Raw genomic sequence first — 21,414 nt, forward strand, 5'->3', positions numbered from 1 at the left:
TATTTTTAATAAAAAATAGTTGAAGTAAAAATGTTTAAAATAAAAAATCCTTGCACCGCTAGATGCAAGGATTTTTTGTATTGTACTGAATTAAATTTTACTTTCCTGGATCCTGCTGACCCTTGTTAGAATTCTTAGGATCAGTATTTTTAGCTACATTCGGCTTTTCTGTAATAGGTTTCTTTTGCGATTCTTGACTGTCGATATCTTTTCGCATATCTTTCGTTGCTTGTAAAGCATTATTTAAATCATCGCAAATCTTCATAATCCACTGGTCGAGCTGATTTGCGTACTTTGGCATAAGTTCGCTTACTCGTACTGTAGAAGTGTAGCTTCTTCCTGCAGTGCCGTTAAGCAAATTAAGTACGTCATTTCCTTGCTGACTATCGCTAATCAACACATCAATTTTTCTGTCTTCAATAAGCTTTTGGAATTCTTCAATGCTTGAACGTTGAGGATCGTTGTTATTGCTTATTGCATCGGCATACTCTTTAGGAGTGTTGTCTTTTGCATTCATATCTGCCATAAGCCAGAAAAGAATAGGCGAAGTTGAAGCATATTTAGCATCACTATGCTCTTTTGCAAAATCACTGATTGCGGAAGTAAGCTTCTTTTCGCGCTCTTGCCATTCGCTTAATCTTTGAGCAAAATTGTGTTTTTTAGCTGGCATTACTCTTGAGAAAGTATCTGCAATAGAAGAAGCCATTGCGTCTCTTGCATCATGCGAGAACCAAAGATATGGATTATCGCCATTTAATGCACCGACTGTTGCGGCAGCGCTAATAATTTCTGCTTTCTTTGGATGAACTTTAGTAGCCCAATCGTCGTATCCAGCTCCGTTGGTTATAACAACTTGTGCATCTTGAATACTTGTCAAATCTTTCGCACGTGGCTTGAAAGTAGAAATATCAGTGTTTGCTCCAGCCATAATGGAATTAACTTTAACGTCTTTTCCACCAATTTCTTTAGCCAAGCTGCCCCAAGTGTCAACAGTGGATACAACAGCAATACGAGCAGCAGACTTAGGTTTTTCTTTAGGCTTTTCTACATTTTGACCGCACGCAGCAAATCCAAGCAGTATTGCAGACGCAACAACGCATGTTGCGATAGTTTTGCCAAATCTTTTTGCGCAATTAATAATGGTATGCATCACTGTTGCCCTCCTGAGTTAATGGTGCGTCGGCGCACTAATGCAGTTGCTAGTCGACTCATACACTTCTATACCTCACGATAGCCTATCCTTACGAATTGTGCGAGTTGGGAGGAATAATTCATGGTTATTGTGCTTGATGGAAAGGCATTGGCCGGAAAAATTAAAGAAAACTTGGCAGTGCGCGTTGAAGCATTGCGAAAACGTGGAATTGAAACCGGTTTGGGTACGCTGCTAGTTGGCAATGATCCAGGCTCATTAAAATATGTTGCTGGAAAACACAAAGATTGTGAAGAAGTTGGGATTCAATCTATTCGTTGTGATTTGCCAGAAGATGCAAGCGAGAGTGAGATTCTTGCAGCTGTGGAGAATTTGAATAGTAATCCGCTTTGTACAGGTTTTATTGTGCAATTACCTTTGCCAAAAGGTATTGATTCTAAAAAAGTTATTGCGTCAATTGATCCTAAAAAAGATTGCGATGGTATGCATCCTTATAATTTAGGTGAGCTTGTTACGCATATTTCTGGTGATATTACAACTCCATTGCCTTGTACTCCTAGGGGAATTCTCGCTTTGCTTGACGAATATAACATCGATCTTTCTGGCAAAGAAGTTTGCGTTTTAGGACGTGGAATAACAGTTGGTCGTACTATTGGTCTTCTTTTAACAAGAAGGGGAGTAGATGCTACTGTTACGCTGTGTCATACTCGCACTAAAAATGTGCAAGAAATCATGCGTCGCTCCGATGTAATAATTGCTGCAATGGGATGCGCTGGCTTTGTTAAGCCAGAGGATGTTAAACCTGGTGCTGTTCTTGTTGATGTTGGCGTATCTCGAGTATTTGATGAAGAAGCCGGAAGATATCGCGTAAAAGGTGATGTGGATCCATCTTGCCGTGAGATTGCTGGAGCGTATTCCCCAAATCCTGGTGGAGTAGGTCCTATGACTAGAGCAATGTTACTAGCTAATGTTGTTGATATGGCTGAGCATTCTGCTGGCAATCTATAAACAATCTTTAGATGCCGACACGCCCGAAGTAAAACGGCTATTTTGGCTATACCTGTATATAACATTGACAAAGCGTGTGCACATAGCATACGCATAACATAAACATATAATTTAATATCGAGTAATATCCACCCCAAGAAGAAACCACTAATAAATAATGGCAGAGAATAATAACGAAGTCGCCAAGGTTGCGATTAATGATATTGGCACCGAAGAAGACTTCATCAAGGCAGTCGATTCAACCATCAAGAATTTTGATGATGGTGATTTAGTTGAAGGTACAGTCGTAAAGATTGATCACGACGAAGTATTGTTGGACATCGGCTACAAGACTGAAGGTGTAATTCCTTCCCGTGAACTTTCCATCAAGAAAGACGTTGATCCAGATGACGTTGTCGAAGTTGGCGACACCATCGAAGCCCTTGTTGTTACTAAGGAAGACAAGGAAGGACGTCTTATTCTCTCCAAGAAGCGTGCACAGTATGAGCGTGCTTGGGGTGACATCGAGAAGATTAAGGACGCAGACGGCATCGTTGAAGGTACCGTTATTGAGGCTGTTAAGGGCGGCTTGATTGTTGACATCGGTCTTCGTGGCTTCCTCCCAGCTTCCTTGGTTGAGATGCGTCGCGTGCGCGATCTTTCCCCATACATTGGTCAGAAGATCAAGGCTAAGATTCTTGAGCTCGATAAGAACCGCAACAACGTTGTGCTTTCTCGTCGTCAGTTCCTTGAGGAAACCCAGTCTGAAGTTCGTGAGACCTTCCTCTCTCAGCTTAAGAAGGGTCAGATTCGTGAAGGCGTTGTGTCTTCTATCGTGAACTTCGGCGCATTCGTCGATCTCGGCGGTGTTGACGGCCTCATTCACGTTTCCGAGCTTTCCTGGAAGCACATCGATCACCCATCTGAGGTTGTTAAGGTTGGCGATAAGGTTACCGTTGAAGTTCTCGACGTTGATCTCGATCGCGAACGTATTTCCCTTTCCCTTAAGGCAACTCAGGAAGATCCATGGCAGCGCTTCGCTCGCACCCATGTTCCTGGACAGGTTGTTAAGGGCAAGGTCACCAAGATCGTTCAGTTCGGTGTGTTCATCTCCGTTGAAGACGGCATTGAGGGCTTGGTTCACATTTCTGAGCTTGCAAACCGTCACGTAGAGAACCCAGAAACTGTTGTTAAGGCTGGCGAAGAGGTATTCGTGAAGGTTATCGACGTTGATCTTGATCGTCGTCGCATCTCCCTCTCCTTGAAGCAAGCTACTGAAGCTGTTGATCCAAATTCTGAAGATTTCGATCCAGCTCTCTACGGCATGCCAGCTGAATATGATGCTGAAGGCAACTACAAGTACCCAGAAGGCTTCGATCCAAACACTAACGAATGGATGGCCGGCTATGAGCAGCAGCGTGAAGAGTGGGAAGCTCAGTATGCTGCAGCCCATGATCTTTGGGAAGAGCACAAGGCATTCGCTGCTAAGGAACTTGCAGCTGCAGCTGAATCTGCTGCCGCTGACGGCCAGAGCGAAGAAGCTGAAAAGAAGCCAGCTAAGGAAGAAAAGAAGGAAGAAGTTGCTTCCAACTATTCTTCTGAAGCAGCTAGCGAAGGTGCTTTAGCTGATTCCGATCAGCTCGCAGCATTGCGCGAACAGCTTTTGAGCGAAAAGAAGTAGTTTTCTATTTTCTACTAGACGCTTGTAAATAAAAAAGTAGGATGCCCTCGGTGAGTAATCGTCGGGGGCATCTTGCGTATTGTTGTTCATAATGCTTAACGTCTATTTTGAGTACATTTGACAAGTATTTTATAACTCAAGTTTTGTAATTAAATATGGGTACAATCAATTTTCTTTTAAGAATCGTGATTATATGATGCTTTTAAACATTAATCATAATTATTAAAAGGATTGGTGAAGATTATGAGCACGTTTGATAACAATCAGAAAAATGCTCAGTTCCCTTCGTACGATGGGAATAGTGAGGAGAACACTAAAGCAACTTTAGTAAGCTCGCGCAATAAAATTGTTGCAGGTTTGCTAGCGATTTTCTTAGGCACATTAGGTATTCACAATTTTTATCTTGGTTTTAAAGGAAAGGCGATTGCACAGCTGCTTATTTCTGTTCTTTCCTTTGGTTTCCTGTTGATCATTACAGCAATATGGGCATTGGTTGAGGGTATTTTGATTCTCTGCTCAAAGCCTGGAACTAAGTGGCACAAAGATGCTGATGGTGCTGAGTTAAAGGATTAGTGTTTTATAATTATTGTTAATAAACAATGCCCCGGTAATTAGTTACTGGGGCATTACTTATAATTTATATATGACAATAATGCGTATTGCGGTAACAGGCGGAATTGCAGCTGGAAAATCTACTGTAGTAAACCATTTGCGTTCGCTTGGCGCGTTTGTTATTGATTACGATGTTTTAGCGCGTAAAGTAGTAGAACCAGGAAGCGCAGTATTGCAGAAAATCGTGAGCATTTTTGGGGAAGATGCTGTTTTAAAAGATGGTTCTTTGAATCGCGCGTTTATTGCTGAGCATATTTTTGGTGACGACGATGAGCATAAGCAAGCGTTAAGTAAGATTGAGTCGCTTATTCATCCTGCTATTTACAATCGTGCGGAGCTTTTAGAAAGCGAATATAAAAGTAAATATAAAAGCGAATATTCTAGTAAAATTTCTAAAGAAAATCTCAATGAAATAAGCAGCATAAGCTCAGTTATTGTGCACGATATTCCGCTTCTTGCGCAAGTAATTGACAGCATTCCATTTAGTTTTGACCATATTATTACTGTTGAAGCGCCTAAAGAAATTCGCGTTAAGCGAATGATAAGCGAGCGAAATATGACGGAGAGACAAGCTTTAGCGCGCATAAATAGTCAGCTTCCTAGTAAAGTTCGAAAAGACATGGCAGATTTTGTAGTTGATTCAACAAAACCAATGGAATCTATGCTTAACAGCGTTGACAATATGCTGAAAACATGGCTGCGAGAAATAAACAATCAAAGCGCTGAAATAGCGAAACTGGGGAAGTAAATACATGTCGAATAAAATTCAGCGCACAAACAAGCCTTTTGTAGTAAAAGCACCATACAAGCCTTCTGGCGACCAGCCGCAAGCAATCGACGAGCTGGCAAATCGCATTGAAAACGGCGAAAACGACGTTGTTTTAATGGGTGCTACGGGAACTGGCAAAACCGCCACAACCGCTTGGCTTATTGAGCGTTTGCAACGCCCAACGCTTATTATTGAGCCGAATAAAACTTTGGCGGCTCAGCTTTGCGCGGAGTTTCGCGAGCTTATGCCGGATAATGCTGTGAGCTATTTTGTGTCATACTACGACTACTATCAGCCGGAAGCGTATATTCCGCAAACAGACACGTATATTGAAAAAGACTCGAATATTAACGACGATGTTGAGCGTCTTCGTCACGCTGCTACAGCGAATTTGCTTACGCGCAGAGATTGCGTTGTTGTAGCTACGGTTTCTTGTATTTATGGACTTGGTACTCCGGAAGAGTATGCTGAGCGAATGCTTATGCTGAGTGTTGGCCAGCAGCTTGAGAGAGACGATTTGTTGCGTCAATTCGTGAGCATGCAATACAAGCGCAACGACATTGCGTTTACGCGCGGAACTTTTAGAGTGCGCGGTGACACTGTTGAGATTATTCCAGTTTACGAAGAATTGGCTGTGCGAATTGAGTTCTTTGGTGACGAAATCGACAGAATTACAATGTTGCATCCGCTTACGGGAGAAGTGATTCGTAAGGAGAGTAGCGTTCATATTTTCCCAGCTTCGCATTATATTGCGGGACCGGAGCGAATGGAGCGTGCGTTAGAGGCGATTGAAAAAGAGCGAGACGAGCGCGTTGCTGCGTTTAAGAAGCAGAATAAATTGCTGGAAGCTCAGCGCTTGGAAATGCGAACCACGTACGATTTGGAAATGTTGCGCCAGGTTGGAGTTTGCCCAGGAGTGGAAAATTATTCTAGGCATTTTGACGGACGCGATGCAGGCACGCCTCCGCATACGCTGCTTGACTTTTTCCCAGACGACTTTTTGCTAGTTTTAGACGAGTCGCACGTAACTGTGCCACAAATTGGAGCTATGTACGAGGGAGATGCTTCGCGCAAAAGAACGCTTGTGGAGCATGGTTTTAGGCTGCCTTCGGCAATGGATAATCGCCCGTTAAAGTGGAAGGAATTTTTGGAGCGCGTTGGTCAAACCGTGTATCTTTCTGCAACTCCTGGAGATTATGAGCTGGGACTTTCGGACGGCGTAGTTGAGCAGATTATTCGTCCAACTGGCTTGCTTGACCCTAAGATTGAGGTTCGCCCTGTGGAAGGCCAGGTTGACGATTTGTTGGCGGAAATAAAAGCGCGTGTGGCAAAAGATGAGCGCGTACTTGTTACTACGCTTACGAAGAAAATGGCTGAAGATTTAACCGAGTACTTTTTGGAGCTTGGTATTAAAGTTGAGTATTTGCATTCGGATGTTGATACTTTGCGCAGAGTGGAGCTTTTGCGCGAGCTTCGCGAAGGCAAAATTGATGTGATTATTGGCATTAATTTGCTTCGTGAGGGTTTGGATTTGCCGGAAGTTTCGCTCGTGGCGATTTTGGATGCAGATAAGGAAGGCTTCTTAAGATCTTACCGTTCGCTTATTCAGACGATTGGCCGCGCTGCTCGTAACGTTTCTGGAACTGTGCTTATGTATGCGGATACTGTTACGGATGCTATGAGCAAGGCGATTAGCGAGACGGAGCGTCGACGCGAAAAGCAAATCGCGTATAACAAGGCGCATGGAATTGATCCTAAACCTTTGCGAAAGAAGATTAGTGACGTTAACGACATGCTTGCTAAAGAGGATGTTGATACTCAAACTTTGCTAGCAGGTGGTTACAGGAATGCTAATAAGGCTGGGAATTCGCATTATGGCGTGCCAAAAGAGCCGAATCTTGGGCAGCAAAGCAAAGAAAAGCGTATGGCGAATGTTTCTGAGTTGCCGCAAGACGACATTATGTCGCTTATTAAAAATTTGAGTGAGCAGATGCATGTTGCTGCAGAGCAGTTGCAATTCGAGCTTGCAGCGCGATTGCGCGACGAAATCCGCGATCTAAAGAAAGAGTTGCGGCAGATGGACGATGCTCAAAATTAGCAAATAACTATTATTTAAGTATTGTCCAAGCGTTCTATGCGATTTTCTGTGAGCGTTCACAAAACGCCGTATAAATACAATATGCGGTCACAATACGTTGATACACTAGAAAGCGGAATTGGGCGTTTTATGGTTTTTATCATTAAATCGCTCATAAAAAATAAACAGAAATAGAAAATAGGTAGGCATTATGCGTAAAGCCAAAATCGTTGATACTATTGGTCCAGCTACCGAATCCTTGGAAGGTATTACCAAGCTTGTTGAAGCCGGTATGGATGTTGCTCGTTTGAACCGTTCTCACGGCACTCCTGAAGATCATTTGCGCGTTTACAACAACGTTCGTGCAGCTTCCAAGTCCACTGGCCGCAATGTTGCTGCTCTTGTTGATTTGCAAGGTCCAAAGATTCGCTGCGGTTGGTTCAAGAAGAACGCTGATGGTGAAGATAAGGTTTATTTGGAAGAAGGTCAGGAGTTCATCATCACTACTGATGATGTTGAAGGTGACGAGCACCGCACTTCTACAACCTTTAAGGGCTTGCCAGGAGATTGCCATGCAGGCGATCCAATCCTTATCGATGACGGTAAGGTTCGCCTTGAGGTAACTAAGGTAGAAGGCAACGACGTTCACACTAAGGTTATTGTTGCTGGCCCAGTTTCCAGCCACAAGGGTATTAATCTTCCAGGCGTTGCTGTTTCGCTTCCAGCTTTGACCGAAAAGGATGAGGCTGATCTTCGTTGGGCTATTCGCACCGGCGCTGACATTATTGCTATGTCCTTCGTGCGTTTCGCTACCGATATTGATCGCGCTCACGAAATCATGGACGAAGAAGGTCGTCGTATTCCAATCGTCGCCAAGATTGAAAAGCCACAGGCTGTTGAAAACTTGGAAGAGATTGTTAAGACCTTCGATGGCATCATGGTTGCACGTGGTGATATGGCTGTGGAAATGCCTCTCGAAGAGGTTCCACTTGTTACCAAGCGCTGCATCGAGCTTTCTCGCCGCTATGCAAAGCCAGTTATCGTTGCTACTGAAGTTCTTGGCACAATGGTTAACTCCCCAGTTCCAACCCGTGCAGAAGCTTCTGACTGCGCTAACGCTGTTCTTGACGGTGCTGACGCAACAATGACTTCTAACGAAACCGCTGTTGGTAAGTATCCAGATGTTACCGTAAAGACCATGTCCCGTATTTCTCAGTACGCAACTGAGCACGGCTATGATCGTATTCCTGCTGTTGAGCTTGATATGTCTAGCACCGGCGCTGTTTCTTCTGCAGCTGTTGACTTGGCAGATAAGCTTAACGCTAAGGCTATTGTGGCCTACACTCAGACTGGTCGCACGGTTCATCGCATTTCTCGCGAACGCCCAACCGCTCCAATCTACGGCTTGACCAACAATGAGCACACTTATCGTTGGTTGGCTTTGAGCTGGGGCACTGAAGGCTTCTTGATTAGTGAAGATTACCATGACATGAACCGTCATGATTTGATGATCTTCACCGACAAGGTTCTTCGCGAAGCTGGTAAGGTTTCCGACGGTGATCAGATTGTTATCTTGAGCACTGCTCAGGGTGAACGTCAAGCTGGTCGTACGGATTCCATCTACGTACACACCGTTGGTGCTTGCGATTAATGCCATACAGCGTTGCGCATAGGTTGCATATGATTGAGTCATAAGCACCTTACAGCGTATACGCAAAAGCACATATTTTACATAATGCGCGCTTTCTGTTTTGCAGATTGCGCGCATTACTATTATTGAGTACCTATCTAGCGCCCTATTTGCGACACGCCAAAATGTGTGAGGTATTTGCATACGGCTAAAAGTGTGCTATAGTCAACAAGTCGCGCAAAAACGCGTAAAAATTAAAAATGCCCCTGTATCCCAATTGGTAGAGGAAACAGCCTCAAAATCTGTGCAGTGTGAGTTCGAGTCTCACCGGGGGCACGTGCACAACGTCACTTAGCTTGCTAGGTGACGTTTTTATTTCTTTTAATATTCATACTTAATATTCATACTTAATATTCTCACTTTTTTAATATTCATACTTAAATAATAAAGCGTATAATAATAAGAGCATTTTCGCGCAACTAAACAACTAAACAAATAAACAAATAAACAATGAATGTGCTGTACGTATGTGAAAGGAACAAAGATGATCCACAGTGCACAATTGCAAGTAAGTGAGCGTAAAAAAAGTAATTATGCTAGCGAATTAATCAATAATTACAAGCGTAATTTAATGCTTGTGTCATGTGCTGCAATTGCTGCTGTGGCAACAGTGTTAATGTGTGTTTTCACTATTGCTCCTTGCCATTCGGCGTTTGCTTCAACTAAATCAACAAACGGCCTTCCACCAAAAGGCGTTATTGTTACAGCTTTTCAGCAAAACTGGAGGAGTATTGCAAAGGAGTGCAAGCAAACTTATGGCCCTGAAGGCGTGAGTTATGTGCAGGTTTCTCCTCCGGAAGATCATATTAAAGGCAAAGCTTGGTGGACTTCTTACCAGCCAGTTAGTTACAATCTAAATTCAAAACTTGGTACTGAAGACGAGTTTAAGAATATGATTACTACGTGTAAAGCTGCGAAGGTTGGAATTATTGTTGACGCTGTGATTAACCACATGACTGGTGCCGACAATAAAGATACTGTTGGCGTTGGCGGTAGTAAGTATGATGCGGCAAATCAGAGTTATCCAGATGCTGGCTACACGAAAGATGATTTTCATCAAATAGATAAAGATATTTACACGTATAGTGATGCTCAAGTAGTTTGGAATTATCGTTTAGTTGGTTTGCTTGATTTGGATACTTCTAAGCCGCATGTGCAGCAAACTATTGGTAATTATTTTGCAAAATTGCTAAAAATGGGTGTAGCTGGCTTTCGCGTGGACGCTGTAAAGCATATTGCGCCAAACGAGATGAAGGCTATTAAGAAGGCTGCTGCAGAGGCGAGTGGAATTAAGCCTGAAAACATTTGGTGGATGCAGGAAACAATTGGGGACAGCAATGGTGCGAAAGAAAATCAGCCAGATAAGTATGTTGGAACGGGTGAAGTAGACGAATTTGAGTATTCGTACCGTTTGCGCAATTATTTCTCTGGATCAATTGACAATTTGAAGCATATTACAGATAGCCTTATTCCTAATAAGAGTGCCGCTATTTTTGTTACAAATTGGGATACTGAGCGAGATAATGCCACAAGCGTTCTTACTTACAAAGATGGCAAATTGTATGAGCTTGCGAACGCTTTTATGCTTAGTTATCCGTATGGTACGCCAAATATTTATTCCGGATACAAGTTTAGTGAGCGTGACGAAGGTGCTCCTGGCGCAACTGAAACGTCTGTTCCGGATGCAAGCTGCGGCAAGGATTCAAAGTGGCAGTGTACTCAACGCTGGACTTCAATTCGAGGCATGATTGGTTTCTATAATGCAGCTAAAGGCACGAAAGTAACTAACTGGCAGGATGATGAAAGCAATAATATTGCTTTTAGCCGCGGAAATAAGGGTTTCTTCGCTATTAATAATGACGATAAGCAAAATGATGTTAGTTACAATACTGATTTGCCAGATGGCGAGTATTGCAATGTTTACGCGTCAAAGAATTGCGAAAAAACTGTAACTGTTAGCGGTGGGAAGGTTGAAACAACTATTCCTGCGCATTCTGCAGTAGCTTTGCATATTAAGGCTGTGAAGCACTTTGGTAACAATGGATTTGTTAATAAAATATTGCTAGTATTGGTTGCTATTTTTATAGCTTTGGTTGTTACTTTGGCTTTGCGATTTAAAAAAGACAAAGCTGATGTGGAAAGTGCAGCTAAGTAGTACCAACACAACTGCAGTTTTTAATTGTTTATTGCAATATTGTCAATATGTCGGTGATATAATTACCTCCGCTTATATTGTGCATTTATGAGATGGCTAGCAACATGGTTGTGCTAGCCATCGTTTGCGTATTTAAGCTATTAGTGCGTCCAAAGAAGAAACGCGCTAATACCAACGGAGGAAAGGATACCGATGAGTCATCGTCGACACTTTGCATCGAAGATGGTTGCTGTTGTTGCGTCTGTTGCAATGCTTGTAACTGGTTTTGCTGTTACAATTAGCGCAAACGCTGTGACTAACGGGGAGTCTAGCAATAGCAAAGAAACTTCTTCGAATGTAACTCTTAAAGGTAAGGGTGTTATTGTTACTGCATTCCAGCAAAATTGGAAGAGTATTGCTCAAGAGTGCACTAACACTTACGGTCCTGAAGGTGTGAAGTATGTGCAAATTTCGCCTTCTCAGGATCATATTAAAGGTAAAGCTTGGTGGACTTCTTACCAGCCTGTGAGCTATAAGCTTGATTCTAAACTTGGCACTGAAGCTGAGTTTAAAGATATGATTAAAACTTGCAAAGCAGCAAAGGTTGGGATTATTGCGGATGCTGTAATTAATCACATGGCTGGTGCTGATAATAAAGATAAAGTCGGTGTTGGTGGAAGTAAGTATGATGTGTCTACTCAGACTTTTGAAGATGCTGGATACACTAAGGGTGATTTCCATCAGAGCACCGAAAACATTAAAGACTACACTAAAGCTGAGGATGTGTGGAATAACAGACTTGTAGGCTTACTTGATTTGGATACTTCAAAGCCGCATGTTCAGCAAGTTTTAGGTAAGTATTTTGCAGATTTGTTGAAGCTTGGTGTTGCTGGTTTCCGTGTGGATGCTGTAAAGCATATTTCGCAAGCGGATATGAAAGCGATTAAAGCTGAAGCAGCAAAGCAAGCAAATACTACTCCTGACAAGATCTGGTGGATGCAGGAAACTATTGGCAATCCTTCAGAAGCTGCACAAATTCAGCCAGCTGCGCATTTGAATGAAGGCGAAGTTAACGAGTTTGGCTACTCTTACCAGCTTAGGCAAAGTTTCAAAGGCTCGTTGATGAAGGCAAGCAAGCCTCTGAACAAAATTCAAGACGGAATGGTTAATAGCTATAAAGCTGCTATTTTCGTTACGAATTGGGATACTGAGCGCGGTAACAGCGTGCTTACGTATAAGGATGGTCGTCGTTACGCTTTAGCAAACGCGTTCATGCTTGCGTGGCCATACGGCACTCCAAACGTGTATTCCGGATACAAGTTCGATAAGAATGATGATGGTGCGCCTAATGCAACTGAAACGTCTGTTCCAGAAGTAACTTGTGGTGCTAATTCAAAGTGGCAGTGCACTCAGCGTTGGACTTCTATTCGCGGAATGATTGGATTCTACAATGCTGTCCAAGGTGCGAAAGTCACAAATTGGCAGGATGATGGTGATAACAACATTGCTTTTAGCCGCGAAAATAAGGGCTTTTTAGCAATCAACAATTCGCTTGACGAAAAAGAAGTTTCTTATAAGACTGATTTGCCTGATGGTGAGTACTGCAATGTGTACGCTGCAGGTGACTGCTCTAAGACTGTTAAAGTTGCAAAAGGTGAAGTTAAAACCAAGATTGGCGCTCGCGAAGCAGTAGCATTGCACGTTAATGCCACAAAATCTAATCATCCAAAAGGCTATGCTGCAGACGCATCTGATCCTCAATATGGTGTAGAAAAGCCTGATGCAGGCATGCCAGAAGATCCTACAACAACTATTTACTTTAAGCCAAATGAAAAGTTTAACGGTAAAAAAGTATATGTTCACTATGGTATAGGCTCAAGCTGGACTCAAGCTCCTGGCGATGAGATGAGCAAGGCTTGCGATGGTTGGTATAAGAAGACAATTAGAACCAATGGCAAAGCTTATGAAGCAGTGTTTAATAATGGTGAAAATTACTGGTATCACGAAGGAGATAATGACAAGAATAACTTTAAGATTCCAGCTCACACTGATTCGTATGTAGCTCAAGATCACAAGGGTAGTGTTGGAGTAAATCCTTGCCCAGTAGCGTATAATCCAAAGACTACTGTTCGCATCCACTACGCACAAAAAGCGGGTGATACTCGCAATATTAGCATTTGGTTGTGGGGCAAAGACAAAGATGGTAAAGATTTACCTGGAGCTTGGCATGAGTTCAATGGCAGTGATAAATTCGGCAAAGTTTTTGAAACTAAAGTTGATGGTGCCTTTGAAAACAAGTCACTTTCCTTTATTACTGCTACAAAAGATTGGAATAAAGACGGTGGCGATCGTGCTATTGAAAACTGTGCAAGTGGTCTTGCTGAAGCTTGGGTAACAGGCGGATCGGATACTACGCAGTTTACTGCTCCAGACAACCTTAAGAATAAGCCAAAAGAGCTAAAGGTAACAGTTCATTATCGCAGGAATGCTGGCGATTATGAAGGCTGGAACATGTGGACTTGGAACGACGGAACCGGTGGTACTGCTCGTTACTTTACTTCGCATGATGATTATGGCAAAGTTGCAACCTTTACTGCTAAGAATGATGGTGGTATTGACAGTGTTGGCTTCAAAGTTAGAAAGTCTACGCCAAATAATGCTTGGGATAAACAAGATCCTAGCGATCGCAGTATTCCAAACAATGCGATTAAGCTAGATTCAAACGATCCAAGCAAAGGTAGTGTTGAAGTCTGGTTAATGCAAGATGACATGAAAGTATACTTAAACGCTACTATGCCACAACTTACAGCTCACGTAATGTCTGCTGATATTGCTGGCTTAAAGAAGTTAGCTGTAAAAGTATCTGGTGACGTGTCTTCTGTAAAAGACTCTGACGTAACACTTTTGGATGATAGTGAAAATCCTGACAAGACTGTTGAGCTTAATTCTGTTAAAGCTAGTGGTTCAGAGATTACTATTGAAACCAAGAATGACCTTAATATTAAGCATAAGTATGAATTGAGTATTAAGGGATTAGCTACAGGTATTAAGCTTTCTGCTTCCTCGAAAACTGGTGCTAGCGTAATTCGTACCGATGAATTCGATAAGAAATATGCGTACACTGGCGATGATTTAGGTGCTGTGTATTCTGCTTCTTCAACAACTTTCAAGCTTTGGGCTCCAACAGCAACTGAAGTAAAGTTGATTACTTATAAGTCGACTGCTGAAAAAGCTGAAAAAGACAAAGAAACAGCTATGAAAGCAGAAGATCATGGTGTATGGTCTGCAAAGCTCGATGGTGATAAAGCTAATACAGCTTACGCATACGAAGTTCATTTTGCTGATGGCACAGTGAATGTTTCTGCTGATCCTTATGCGAAAGCTGCAGTAGTAAACGGTGAACGTTCTGTTGTATTAGCAGATAAAGACGCAGGTAGCGCTGGAAATCGTATGCCAAGTTTTACGAATCCAAGTGACGCAACAATTGCAGAAATGGATGTTCGCGACTTCTCAATCAATCCAAACTCTGGTATTAGCGATGCTCATCGTGGTAAGTATCTTGGCGTAATAGAAGAAGGTACTAAGACTACAGATAAGCATAATGTTTCTGGCTTGGATTATTTGAAGTCTCTTGGTGTCACTCACGTGCAAATCATGCCAATGTATGATTTTGGTTCTGTGAATGAAACTGGTGACTTGAGCTATGGAAAGCAAGGAGCTCAAAACTGGGGTTATGATCCGCAAAATTACAATGTTCCTGAAGGGTCTTACTCTACGAATCCTGCTAATCCAACAGCGCGAGTTAAGGAAGCTAAGCAAATGATTGCTGGCCTTCATAAGGCTGGTTTGCGCGTGATTATGGATGTTGTTTACAACCATGTTTATGACGTACAAAAGCATTCGTTTAACAAGACAGTTCCTGGATACTACTTCCGTTATAAGGATGGCGCTCTGAATGGTAATTCTGGATGCGGTAACGATACTGCTTCTGAGCGTCAAATGATGCGCAAGTATATTTTGGATTCTGTAAAGTATTGGGCTACGCATTACAACCTTGACGGCTTCCGATTTGATTTGATGGGCTTAATTGACCTGAAGACTATGCAGGAAGTGCGTGCTGAGCTTAATAAGATTGATCCGTCAATTATTGTGCTCGGTGAAGGCTGGGATATGAATAAGATGCTCCCTAAGAGTGATTCTACTATTCAGCCAAATGGTTATAAGATTCCAGGAGTAGCATTCTTTAACGATTCATTACGTGATTCTATAAAGGGTTATGTGCTTGACGATAAAAGTACTGGCTTTGTCAACGGCAATATTAGTAAAGATGTTAAGGCTTTGCTTGAGCATAATTTGCTTGGTTGCCAATTTGGTACAAGTACTGTTAAGTGCTGGAATGGTAATGCTGAAACGCGTTTTGCTGATGCAGGTCAAGTAGTTCAGTATGTTGAAGCTCACGATAACTTGTCGTTGTACGATAAGTTAAAGTTTTCTGTTCCTAACGACACTGAAGACGTACGCATGAAGCGAGTAAAGCTTGCAAATTCAATGATTTTGCTTTCGCGTGGCATGCCGTTTATTCAGCTTGGTCAGGAATTCTTACGAAGCAAGAACGGAGAAGGTAACAGCTACAATAAGGGCGATGTAGTCAATTCTCTTGATTGGAATCGTGCTGCTGACAAGTCTGATTCTGTGAACTATTTCAAGGGATTGTTGAAGCTACGCAAGAGCATTAAATCTCTTCGTGATTTTGATTATGCAACAATTAACAAGAACATGAAGATGATTGATGGCACTCCTGATGGTGTAATTGCTTACACGCTTAAAGATGCAGATAAGCAATACGTTGTAGTGTTCAATGTTAATAATGCTGAAACTCAAGTAAAGATTCCAGCAGGAAAGTATTCTGCTCTTGTTGCTAATGGCAAAGTCAATGACGCTGCTCAAGAGGCTGCTGTTTCTGCTGACGGAACATACAAGGTTGCTGCTCTTTCGAGTGCTGTGTTGCTTAATACTGAAAAGAAGACTGAGCCTGTGACGCCTGTGACACCTACACCTCAGCCGCCTGCTCCTAGCCCACAGCCTCAGCCTCATCCAGCTCCTGGCCCTGTTAATCCAACTCCAACGCCACAGCCTCAACCAGCTCCTGGACCTGTGAATCCTCAGCCTGCTCCGGTGAATCCTCAGTCTGGTTCTGGAACTCAACATGGATCGCAGCAACCTTCTGTAGAAACTCATAATCCTCAGCAAGGTAATCCTCAGACGGAGAATACTCAGCCGGAGAATCCTCAGCAAGGAAATACACAGCCTTCAGTTAAAAATAAGCCTGAGTCTGCTCCTGCTAATAAGACTCCAGAGCATGTTAATTCTGAAGATACTGCTAAATCCGAAAACACTGGAAAGACTGGAAAAACTGAGAATGCTGAAACGCATGAAAATGTTGGAAAGTCTAACAATTCCACGAATACTGGAAAAGCTGAAAACACTGAAAACGCTGAAAACACTGAGAAGCCTGCTCAGGTTGAGAATCATACTCAAAAGGCTGAGACTTCCACTTCAGCACCAGCTCCATCTGCTCCAGCTCCTGAAGCTCCTGTAACTGTTAAGCAGCTTAAGCCAGAATTAAAGGGCACGCTTACTGTAGGTAGCAATGATGTTGCAACAGCCGGTGTTGTGAACAATGTGAGTATTCATGTTGTAAACAGTGAATTTACCGAACGATTGAAGAAAGACGGTGTAGTTTATGCATACGCATACATTTACTCCTCGCCTCGCTTACTTAAGAGCGCAAATGGTTCTAAGTATGTAACTGTTCGAATGGTAAATGGTGTTCCTCAGTTTGACGCAATCTTCCCATCTGGATATTCCGGAAAGCATACGGTTGTGTTGGTTGATGAACAAGGTAAGCAACTCGCTTGGACTGAAATAACAGTAGTAAATAATGCTGTTAATAAGAATGTTCATGCGTTAAGTTCAACAGGCAGTAATGTAGCACAAATCGCATTTATTATTGCAATATTGTTGCCTGTTGCAGGTGCTTTCTCGATTAAAGTAAGGCGTTCTAAGCATCTGTCTTGCAATTATTAAAATACAAAGTGCTTTTCGCATAAATTTTGTGTTTTGCGATTAAGTGCTGAGATTTTAATAAAAAATGAGGGTAGTAGCAATTGCTAAGCTATTGCCCTCATTTTTTATTTTTTGCTTGCGTGTTGCGTTTATTTTTAGAAATTTTTTACTTTGAATAATTTCGGGCGTTTTTTAAAATTAAAGCGGCTGTTTTTCCTTATATAAGAAGGGTTTATAGGAGATTTCTAAAAATTAATATTTTGCTTATATTTTTGAAAATATGAGCATATTTTACGAATCAATATTTGCATTTGTACTTTTGCAGTGTTAGCATCATTCACAACACAAACGAATATCGAATATTTCGGTTGAGGTTTGTGCGTGAACCACAGTCAGCTAATGAGCTTAAGGAGGGCAGTTATCATGCGTAACATGAACATGAATGCTGAATCTCACAATGCTCTTAACGCTGCTCGTATGTGGTGGTGGCAGTCTTCTCTTTGGTGTGAGTTTACTCTGAAGTTTTAGAAGCTGCGTATAAAAGCTTATGTAAGACCTCCGGGGTAAACCCGGGGGTCTTTTTGTATATAAGCTTAAATTTTAAAAAATAACCAAATCACAAAATCACAAATCACAACAAAATATTCGATAGCTTTATATGAACAATATAAAGCCCAAACAAGGAGAGAAATCATGGCTCAAGAAATTAACGAAACCGTTAAGGAAGCTTATAACAACGGTGCAAACGCAACTACAGATGCTGCAGCTGCGATGATGCAAAATGTGAAAGTTAAGAATCATGCATTAGATATTACTTCGTTAGTGTTAGTTGCAGTACTTTTTGCGGCTGGATGCATTCTTGACTTTACAGTTGCAAAGTCTCTTTCTATTGGAAATATTCAGCCTGAGTTTGTTATTGCTTCATTCTGCTTGTCAATTTTGCTTGTTAGGCCGAAGATTTACCAGGGCGCTATTATTGGTGCTCTTGCTGCAACGTTAATTCAATTTAATACTTCGATTCCGTTCCTTGAGTATGCTTGCGATATTCCAGCTGCAATCATTATGACTGCAATGTTAATTGGCTATATTCGCGTATTTCCAAAGGATGCAGCTCGTAAAATAAGCGTATTCCCATTTATTGCTACTTTCATTACTACAGTAATTTCTGGTTGCATTTTTGCTCTTATTGCCGCCTTCTTCATTCTTCACTCTCCAAATATGGTAATGGTTATGTTGCCAATTATTTTGGGCACTGCAGTATTTAATGCAGTTGTTGTTGAAGTGCTTTACACTCCAATTCGACTCGTTTTGCATAAGTAGCACAGTTTGTGTTTGCAATATGTGTTACGCAATATGTGTTAGGAATGTTTGGTAAATTATATAATCGTTAGATAATAATCAATAATCAGTAATCAATTTATTGGTTTTAAGAGTTAGGAATTATTGTGCCTTTGCTTGAGTTAAAAGATGTGTCTTTTAAGTATGTGAATCGGAATAAAGATGATTCTTTAGACTCTTCAAAGGCACAAGATTCCACTTTTGCATTAAAAGATGTAAGTCTTAGCGTAGAATCTGGCGAATTTGTTGGTATTATTGGTCCTTCTGGGTCTGGAAAAACAACGCTTGCTTCGCTTTTTTCTGGCGCGATTCCGCATCATTATTCTGGCGAACTTTTAGGAAGCGTTAAGATTGCGGGTCAAGACACTAACAATCTTGCTTTAACTAACATTGCTTGCTTGATTGGATCTGTTATTCAAGATATTGATGCGCAAATGGTTGCTGCAAATGTTGAAGACGAGATTCTTTTTGGCCTAGAAAATTTTGGCGTTGATCATAGCGAAATACCAAGTCGAATAGATGAAGCTTTGCAAATTGTTGGCATTAGTGATTTGCGTAACCGTGATTTAGACACTTTGTCTGGAGGCCAAAAGCAGAAGGTTGCAATTGCTGCTATTCTTGCGCTAAAGCCTAAAGTTATGGTGTTAGATGAGCCGACGTGCGCTTTAGATCCTGTTTCTTCTAAAATGATTTTTTCGATTCTTAAAGATTTGAATAAGAATTTTGGAATAACGGTTATTGTAATTGAGCAAAAAGTGGCGCTTTTAAGTGAGTATTGCAAGCGTTTAGTTGTGCTTTCGAATGGCACTTTGTCGCTTGATTTGCCTTTGCCACAAGCGTTGAAAAACATGGATTTGCTTTATTCTATTGGAATAAATTATCCGCGTACTACGCATTTGGTTAATGATTTACAGCGTGAGAATATTTGCTCTAAAAGCGATTTGCCTGTGTCTGTAGAAGATACAGTAAATACTATTGTTAATACGATTAATAGTGAAAAATCTTTGACTTCACATGTTGATTCACATAGTGAATTTGATAATCGTGAATGCGATTCAAATAAATCGGTGCTTGCTTGCGACTTTTCCCACGAATCGCAAGTCTCTACACAATCTTCCGCACAAAATAAATCGAAAAACGATTCACCATGTCTTTCGCTTAAAAACGTCAGTTTTTTGTATCAAAGTGGCGTTAGCGCGCTAAAAAACGTCTCTTTTGAAGCTTACGCTGGAGAGCTCGTAACTCTTGTTGGTAGAAATGGTGCTGGCAAAACAACTATTACCAAAATTATTAATGGTTTATTAAAACCAACAGAAGGCAACGTAACAATTGATGGCATTGACACTAAGTCTCTTCGCATTAGTCAAATAGCAAAATATGTTTCTACGCTATTTCAAAATCCTGACCGACAATTATGCAAAGAAACAGTACTTGAAGAAGTTGCTTTAAGCTGCACTTTAATCGGTCAGAACGAGGATGAAGCTAAAGTTCACGCAATGGAAATTATTGATGAGCTGGAGCTTGATCCTAAAGCTAGCCCGTTTATGCTTTCGCGCGGTCAACGTCAAATGGTTGCTTTAGCTGCAACAGTTGTAACAAATCCTAAGATTCTTCTTCTTGACGAGCCAACTTGCGGTCTTGATTACAAGGAATGCATGAGAATTATGCAAGTTGTAGAGCGTTTAAGAAAAAACGGTTGCTGCGTGATTATGGTTTGTCACGATATGGAAGTTGTGCTTGATTATGCAACTCGACTTATAACAATTAATGATGGAAGGCTTATTATTGATGGTTCAGCATACGATGTGTTTGAAAAGCCGGAAGTGTGCTCTGCTGCAGCATTGTATCCACCATTATTGTGTTCCGTTTCTCAAGGCTTGGTCGTGCATGGATTTAATAAGTGCAATGGCTTGTATGTGCGCGAAGAATTAGTAGAAGCGTTGCGCGGCGAAAAAATCACAAAACAGACTGTACATAATCAGCAGAATTAACAGAAGCAATAGCAAATAAAAGTAGCAAATAAAAGTAGAAGTAAAGGCGTCTGATATTTATGAAAACGAGATTATTAACTTACCAACCAGGTAACACTTTTCTTCATCGCACTAATCCTATTGCAAAACTAATTCTTGCTACGAGTGTTGTAATAAGCGTGTTTATTGCTAAACAGTATTCCGCGCTTATTGCGATTGCAGCTATTATTTTTATTGGCATGGCTTTTACTCGTGTTGTTAAAACATTATCTGGTCTTATTAAAGCTATGCTAATAATTTCTTGCGTAATGTTTTTGCTACAGACTGTTATTGCTCAAAGTGGCAACTATATTTTCTTGTGGTTCACATTGCACGGCATTGATATTGGTGCAAAAGCTGCTTTGAGATTGTTCTGCTTTGCTTTTCCTCTTGTAACAGTTCTAACGGTAACTAAATTAAACGATCTTGCAAATGCTGTAGTGCAATATTTGCATGTGCCATACTGCTACGCTTTTACTATTACAACGGCAGTGCGTTTCGTGCCAATTTTTGCTTACGAAATGTCTCAAATCACAGAAGCTCAAATGGCTCGTGGCGTTGAATATGATACTAAAAATCCGTTTAAAAAAATAAAGCTTATGATGCCGCTTATTGTGCCTCTTTTAGTTTCTTCAGTTCGAAAAGCAGACAGTTCTGCACTTGCTGCCGAAGAGCGCGGTTTTTATTTGCGCACGCGCAAGTCATCGTATTATAAGTATCCATTCGGATGGCGCGGGTTCTTATCTGTGTTTATTTCTGCGCTTATTATTGCTTTACCAATATGCGTATCAATCTTTTTGCCAAATCTCGTATAAATTATTTGTGCGATGCTTAAATAATCAAATAATCAAATAATCAAATACTAAAATACTAAAATAATCAAATAATCTACGAGGCTATT

General features: G+C 41.3%; 12 protein-coding genes and 1 tRNA gene. 12 read left to right on the forward strand and 1 reads right to left on the reverse strand.

Translation table 11 applies throughout. The annotated features are described in order from the left end of the window. Positions 1–97: 97 nt before the first annotated feature. Positions 98–1,150 carry a metal ABC transporter solute-binding protein, Zn/Mn family gene (locus ACTJLE_RS04920; RefSeq protein WP_481267741.1) on the reverse strand — a complete coding sequence of 351 codons (1,053 nt, stop codon included), beginning with the start codon at positions 1,148–1,150 and terminating at the stop codon, positions 98–100. Positions 1,151–1,273: 123 nt separating this feature from the next. On the opposite strand from ACTJLE_RS04920, the gene ACTJLE_RS04925 reads away from it, so the two are divergent. The 12 genes from ACTJLE_RS04925 (at position 1,274) to ACTJLE_RS04980 (ending at position 21,328) form a co-directional block, all read left to right on the forward strand. Further along, complete coding sequence (locus tag ACTJLE_RS04925; protein WP_481267681.1) at positions 1,274–2,158, forward strand: bifunctional methylenetetrahydrofolate dehydrogenase/methenyltetrahydrofolate cyclohydrolase; 885 nt, start codon at positions 1,274–1,276, stop codon at positions 2,156–2,158. 157 nt (positions 2,159–2,315) lie between these two features. Further along, positions 2,316–3,818, forward strand: a complete 1,503-nt coding sequence (gene rpsA, locus ACTJLE_RS04930; RefSeq protein ID WP_481267682.1) for a 30S ribosomal protein S1 — start codon at positions 2,316–2,318, stop codon at positions 3,816–3,818. Positions 3,819–4,061: 243 nt separating this feature from the next. After that, positions 4,062–4,391: a TM2 domain-containing protein gene (locus ACTJLE_RS04935; protein WP_102694834.1), complete on the forward strand. Its 330-nt coding sequence runs from the start codon at positions 4,062–4,064 to the stop codon at positions 4,389–4,391. 70 nt (positions 4,392–4,461) lie between these two features. Beyond that, on the forward strand, positions 4,462–5,178 hold the full coding sequence (gene coaE / locus ACTJLE_RS04940; protein WP_481267683.1) for a dephospho-CoA kinase: 717 nt from the start codon (positions 4,462–4,464) through the stop codon (positions 5,176–5,178). Positions 5,179–5,182: 4 nt separating this feature from the next. Then, a complete protein-coding gene (gene uvrB, locus ACTJLE_RS04945; RefSeq protein WP_481267684.1) occupies positions 5,183–7,297 on the forward strand; it encodes an excinuclease ABC subunit UvrB in 2,115 nt (704 codons plus the stop codon). A 190-nt stretch (positions 7,298–7,487) separates the two neighbouring features. After that, positions 7,488–8,927: a pyruvate kinase gene (pyk, locus tag ACTJLE_RS04950; RefSeq protein WP_481267685.1), complete on the forward strand. Its 1,440-nt coding sequence runs from the start codon at positions 7,488–7,490 to the stop codon at positions 8,925–8,927. Between the two features lie 241 nt (positions 8,928–9,168). Then, positions 9,169–9,242, forward strand: a tRNA-Leu gene (locus ACTJLE_RS04955). Between the two features lie 208 nt (positions 9,243–9,450). After that, on the forward strand, positions 9,451–11,121 hold the full coding sequence (locus tag ACTJLE_RS04960) for an alpha-amylase (protein ID WP_481267686.1): 1,671 nt from the start codon (positions 9,451–9,453) through the stop codon (positions 11,119–11,121). Positions 11,122–11,313: 192 nt separating this feature from the next. Continuing rightward, a complete protein-coding gene (gene pulA, locus ACTJLE_RS04965) occupies positions 11,314–17,187 on the forward strand; it encodes a type I pullulanase (RefSeq protein WP_481267687.1) in 5,874 nt (1,957 codons plus the stop codon). A gap of 672 nt (positions 17,188–17,859) precedes the next feature. Continuing rightward, a complete protein-coding gene (locus ACTJLE_RS04970) occupies positions 17,860–18,486 on the forward strand; it encodes a hypothetical protein (protein ID WP_481267688.1) in 627 nt (208 codons plus the stop codon). Between the two features lie 125 nt (positions 18,487–18,611). Next, entirely contained in the window at positions 18,612–20,495 is a 1,884-nt protein-coding gene (locus ACTJLE_RS04975; RefSeq protein ID WP_481267689.1) for an ABC transporter ATP-binding protein, read from the forward strand. A 59-nt stretch (positions 20,496–20,554) separates the two neighbouring features. Further along, positions 20,555–21,328: an energy-coupling factor transporter transmembrane component T family protein gene (locus ACTJLE_RS04980; RefSeq protein ID WP_481267690.1), complete on the forward strand. Its 774-nt coding sequence runs from the start codon at positions 20,555–20,557 to the stop codon at positions 21,326–21,328. The last annotated feature ends 86 nt before the right edge of the window (positions 21,329–21,414 follow it).

The organism is Gardnerella sp. CCPDSM (assembly GCF_056754715.1).

Coding starts and splice junctions, on each gene's coding strand:
- ACTJLE_RS04925 (WP_481267681.1), top strand. CDS start 1,274: ATGGTTATTGTGCTTGATGGAAAGGCATTGGCCGGAAAAATTAAAGAA.
- coaE (WP_481267683.1), top strand. CDS start 4,462: ATGACAATAATGCGTATTGCGGTAACAGGCGGAATTGCAGCTGGAAAA.
- ACTJLE_RS04970 (WP_481267688.1), top strand. CDS start 17,860: ATGGCTCAAGAAATTAACGAAACCGTTAAGGAAGCTTATAACAACGGT.
- rpsA (WP_481267682.1), top strand. CDS start 2,316: ATGGCAGAGAATAATAACGAAGTCGCCAAGGTTGCGATTAATGATATT.
- ACTJLE_RS04980 (WP_481267690.1), top strand. CDS start 20,555: ATGAAAACGAGATTATTAACTTACCAACCAGGTAACACTTTTCTTCAT.
- ACTJLE_RS04960 (WP_481267686.1), top strand. CDS start 9,451: ATGATCCACAGTGCACAATTGCAAGTAAGTGAGCGTAAAAAAAGTAAT.
- pyk (WP_481267685.1), top strand. CDS start 7,488: ATGCGTAAAGCCAAAATCGTTGATACTATTGGTCCAGCTACCGAATCC.
- ACTJLE_RS04935 (WP_102694834.1), top strand. CDS start 4,062: ATGAGCACGTTTGATAACAATCAGAAAAATGCTCAGTTCCCTTCGTAC.
- pulA (WP_481267687.1), top strand. CDS start 11,314: ATGAGTCATCGTCGACACTTTGCATCGAAGATGGTTGCTGTTGTTGCG.
- ACTJLE_RS04920 (WP_481267741.1), bottom strand. CDS start 1,150: ATGCATACCATTATTAATTGCGCAAAAAGATTTGGCAAAACTATCGCA.
- uvrB (WP_481267684.1), top strand. CDS start 5,183: ATGTCGAATAAAATTCAGCGCACAAACAAGCCTTTTGTAGTAAAAGCA.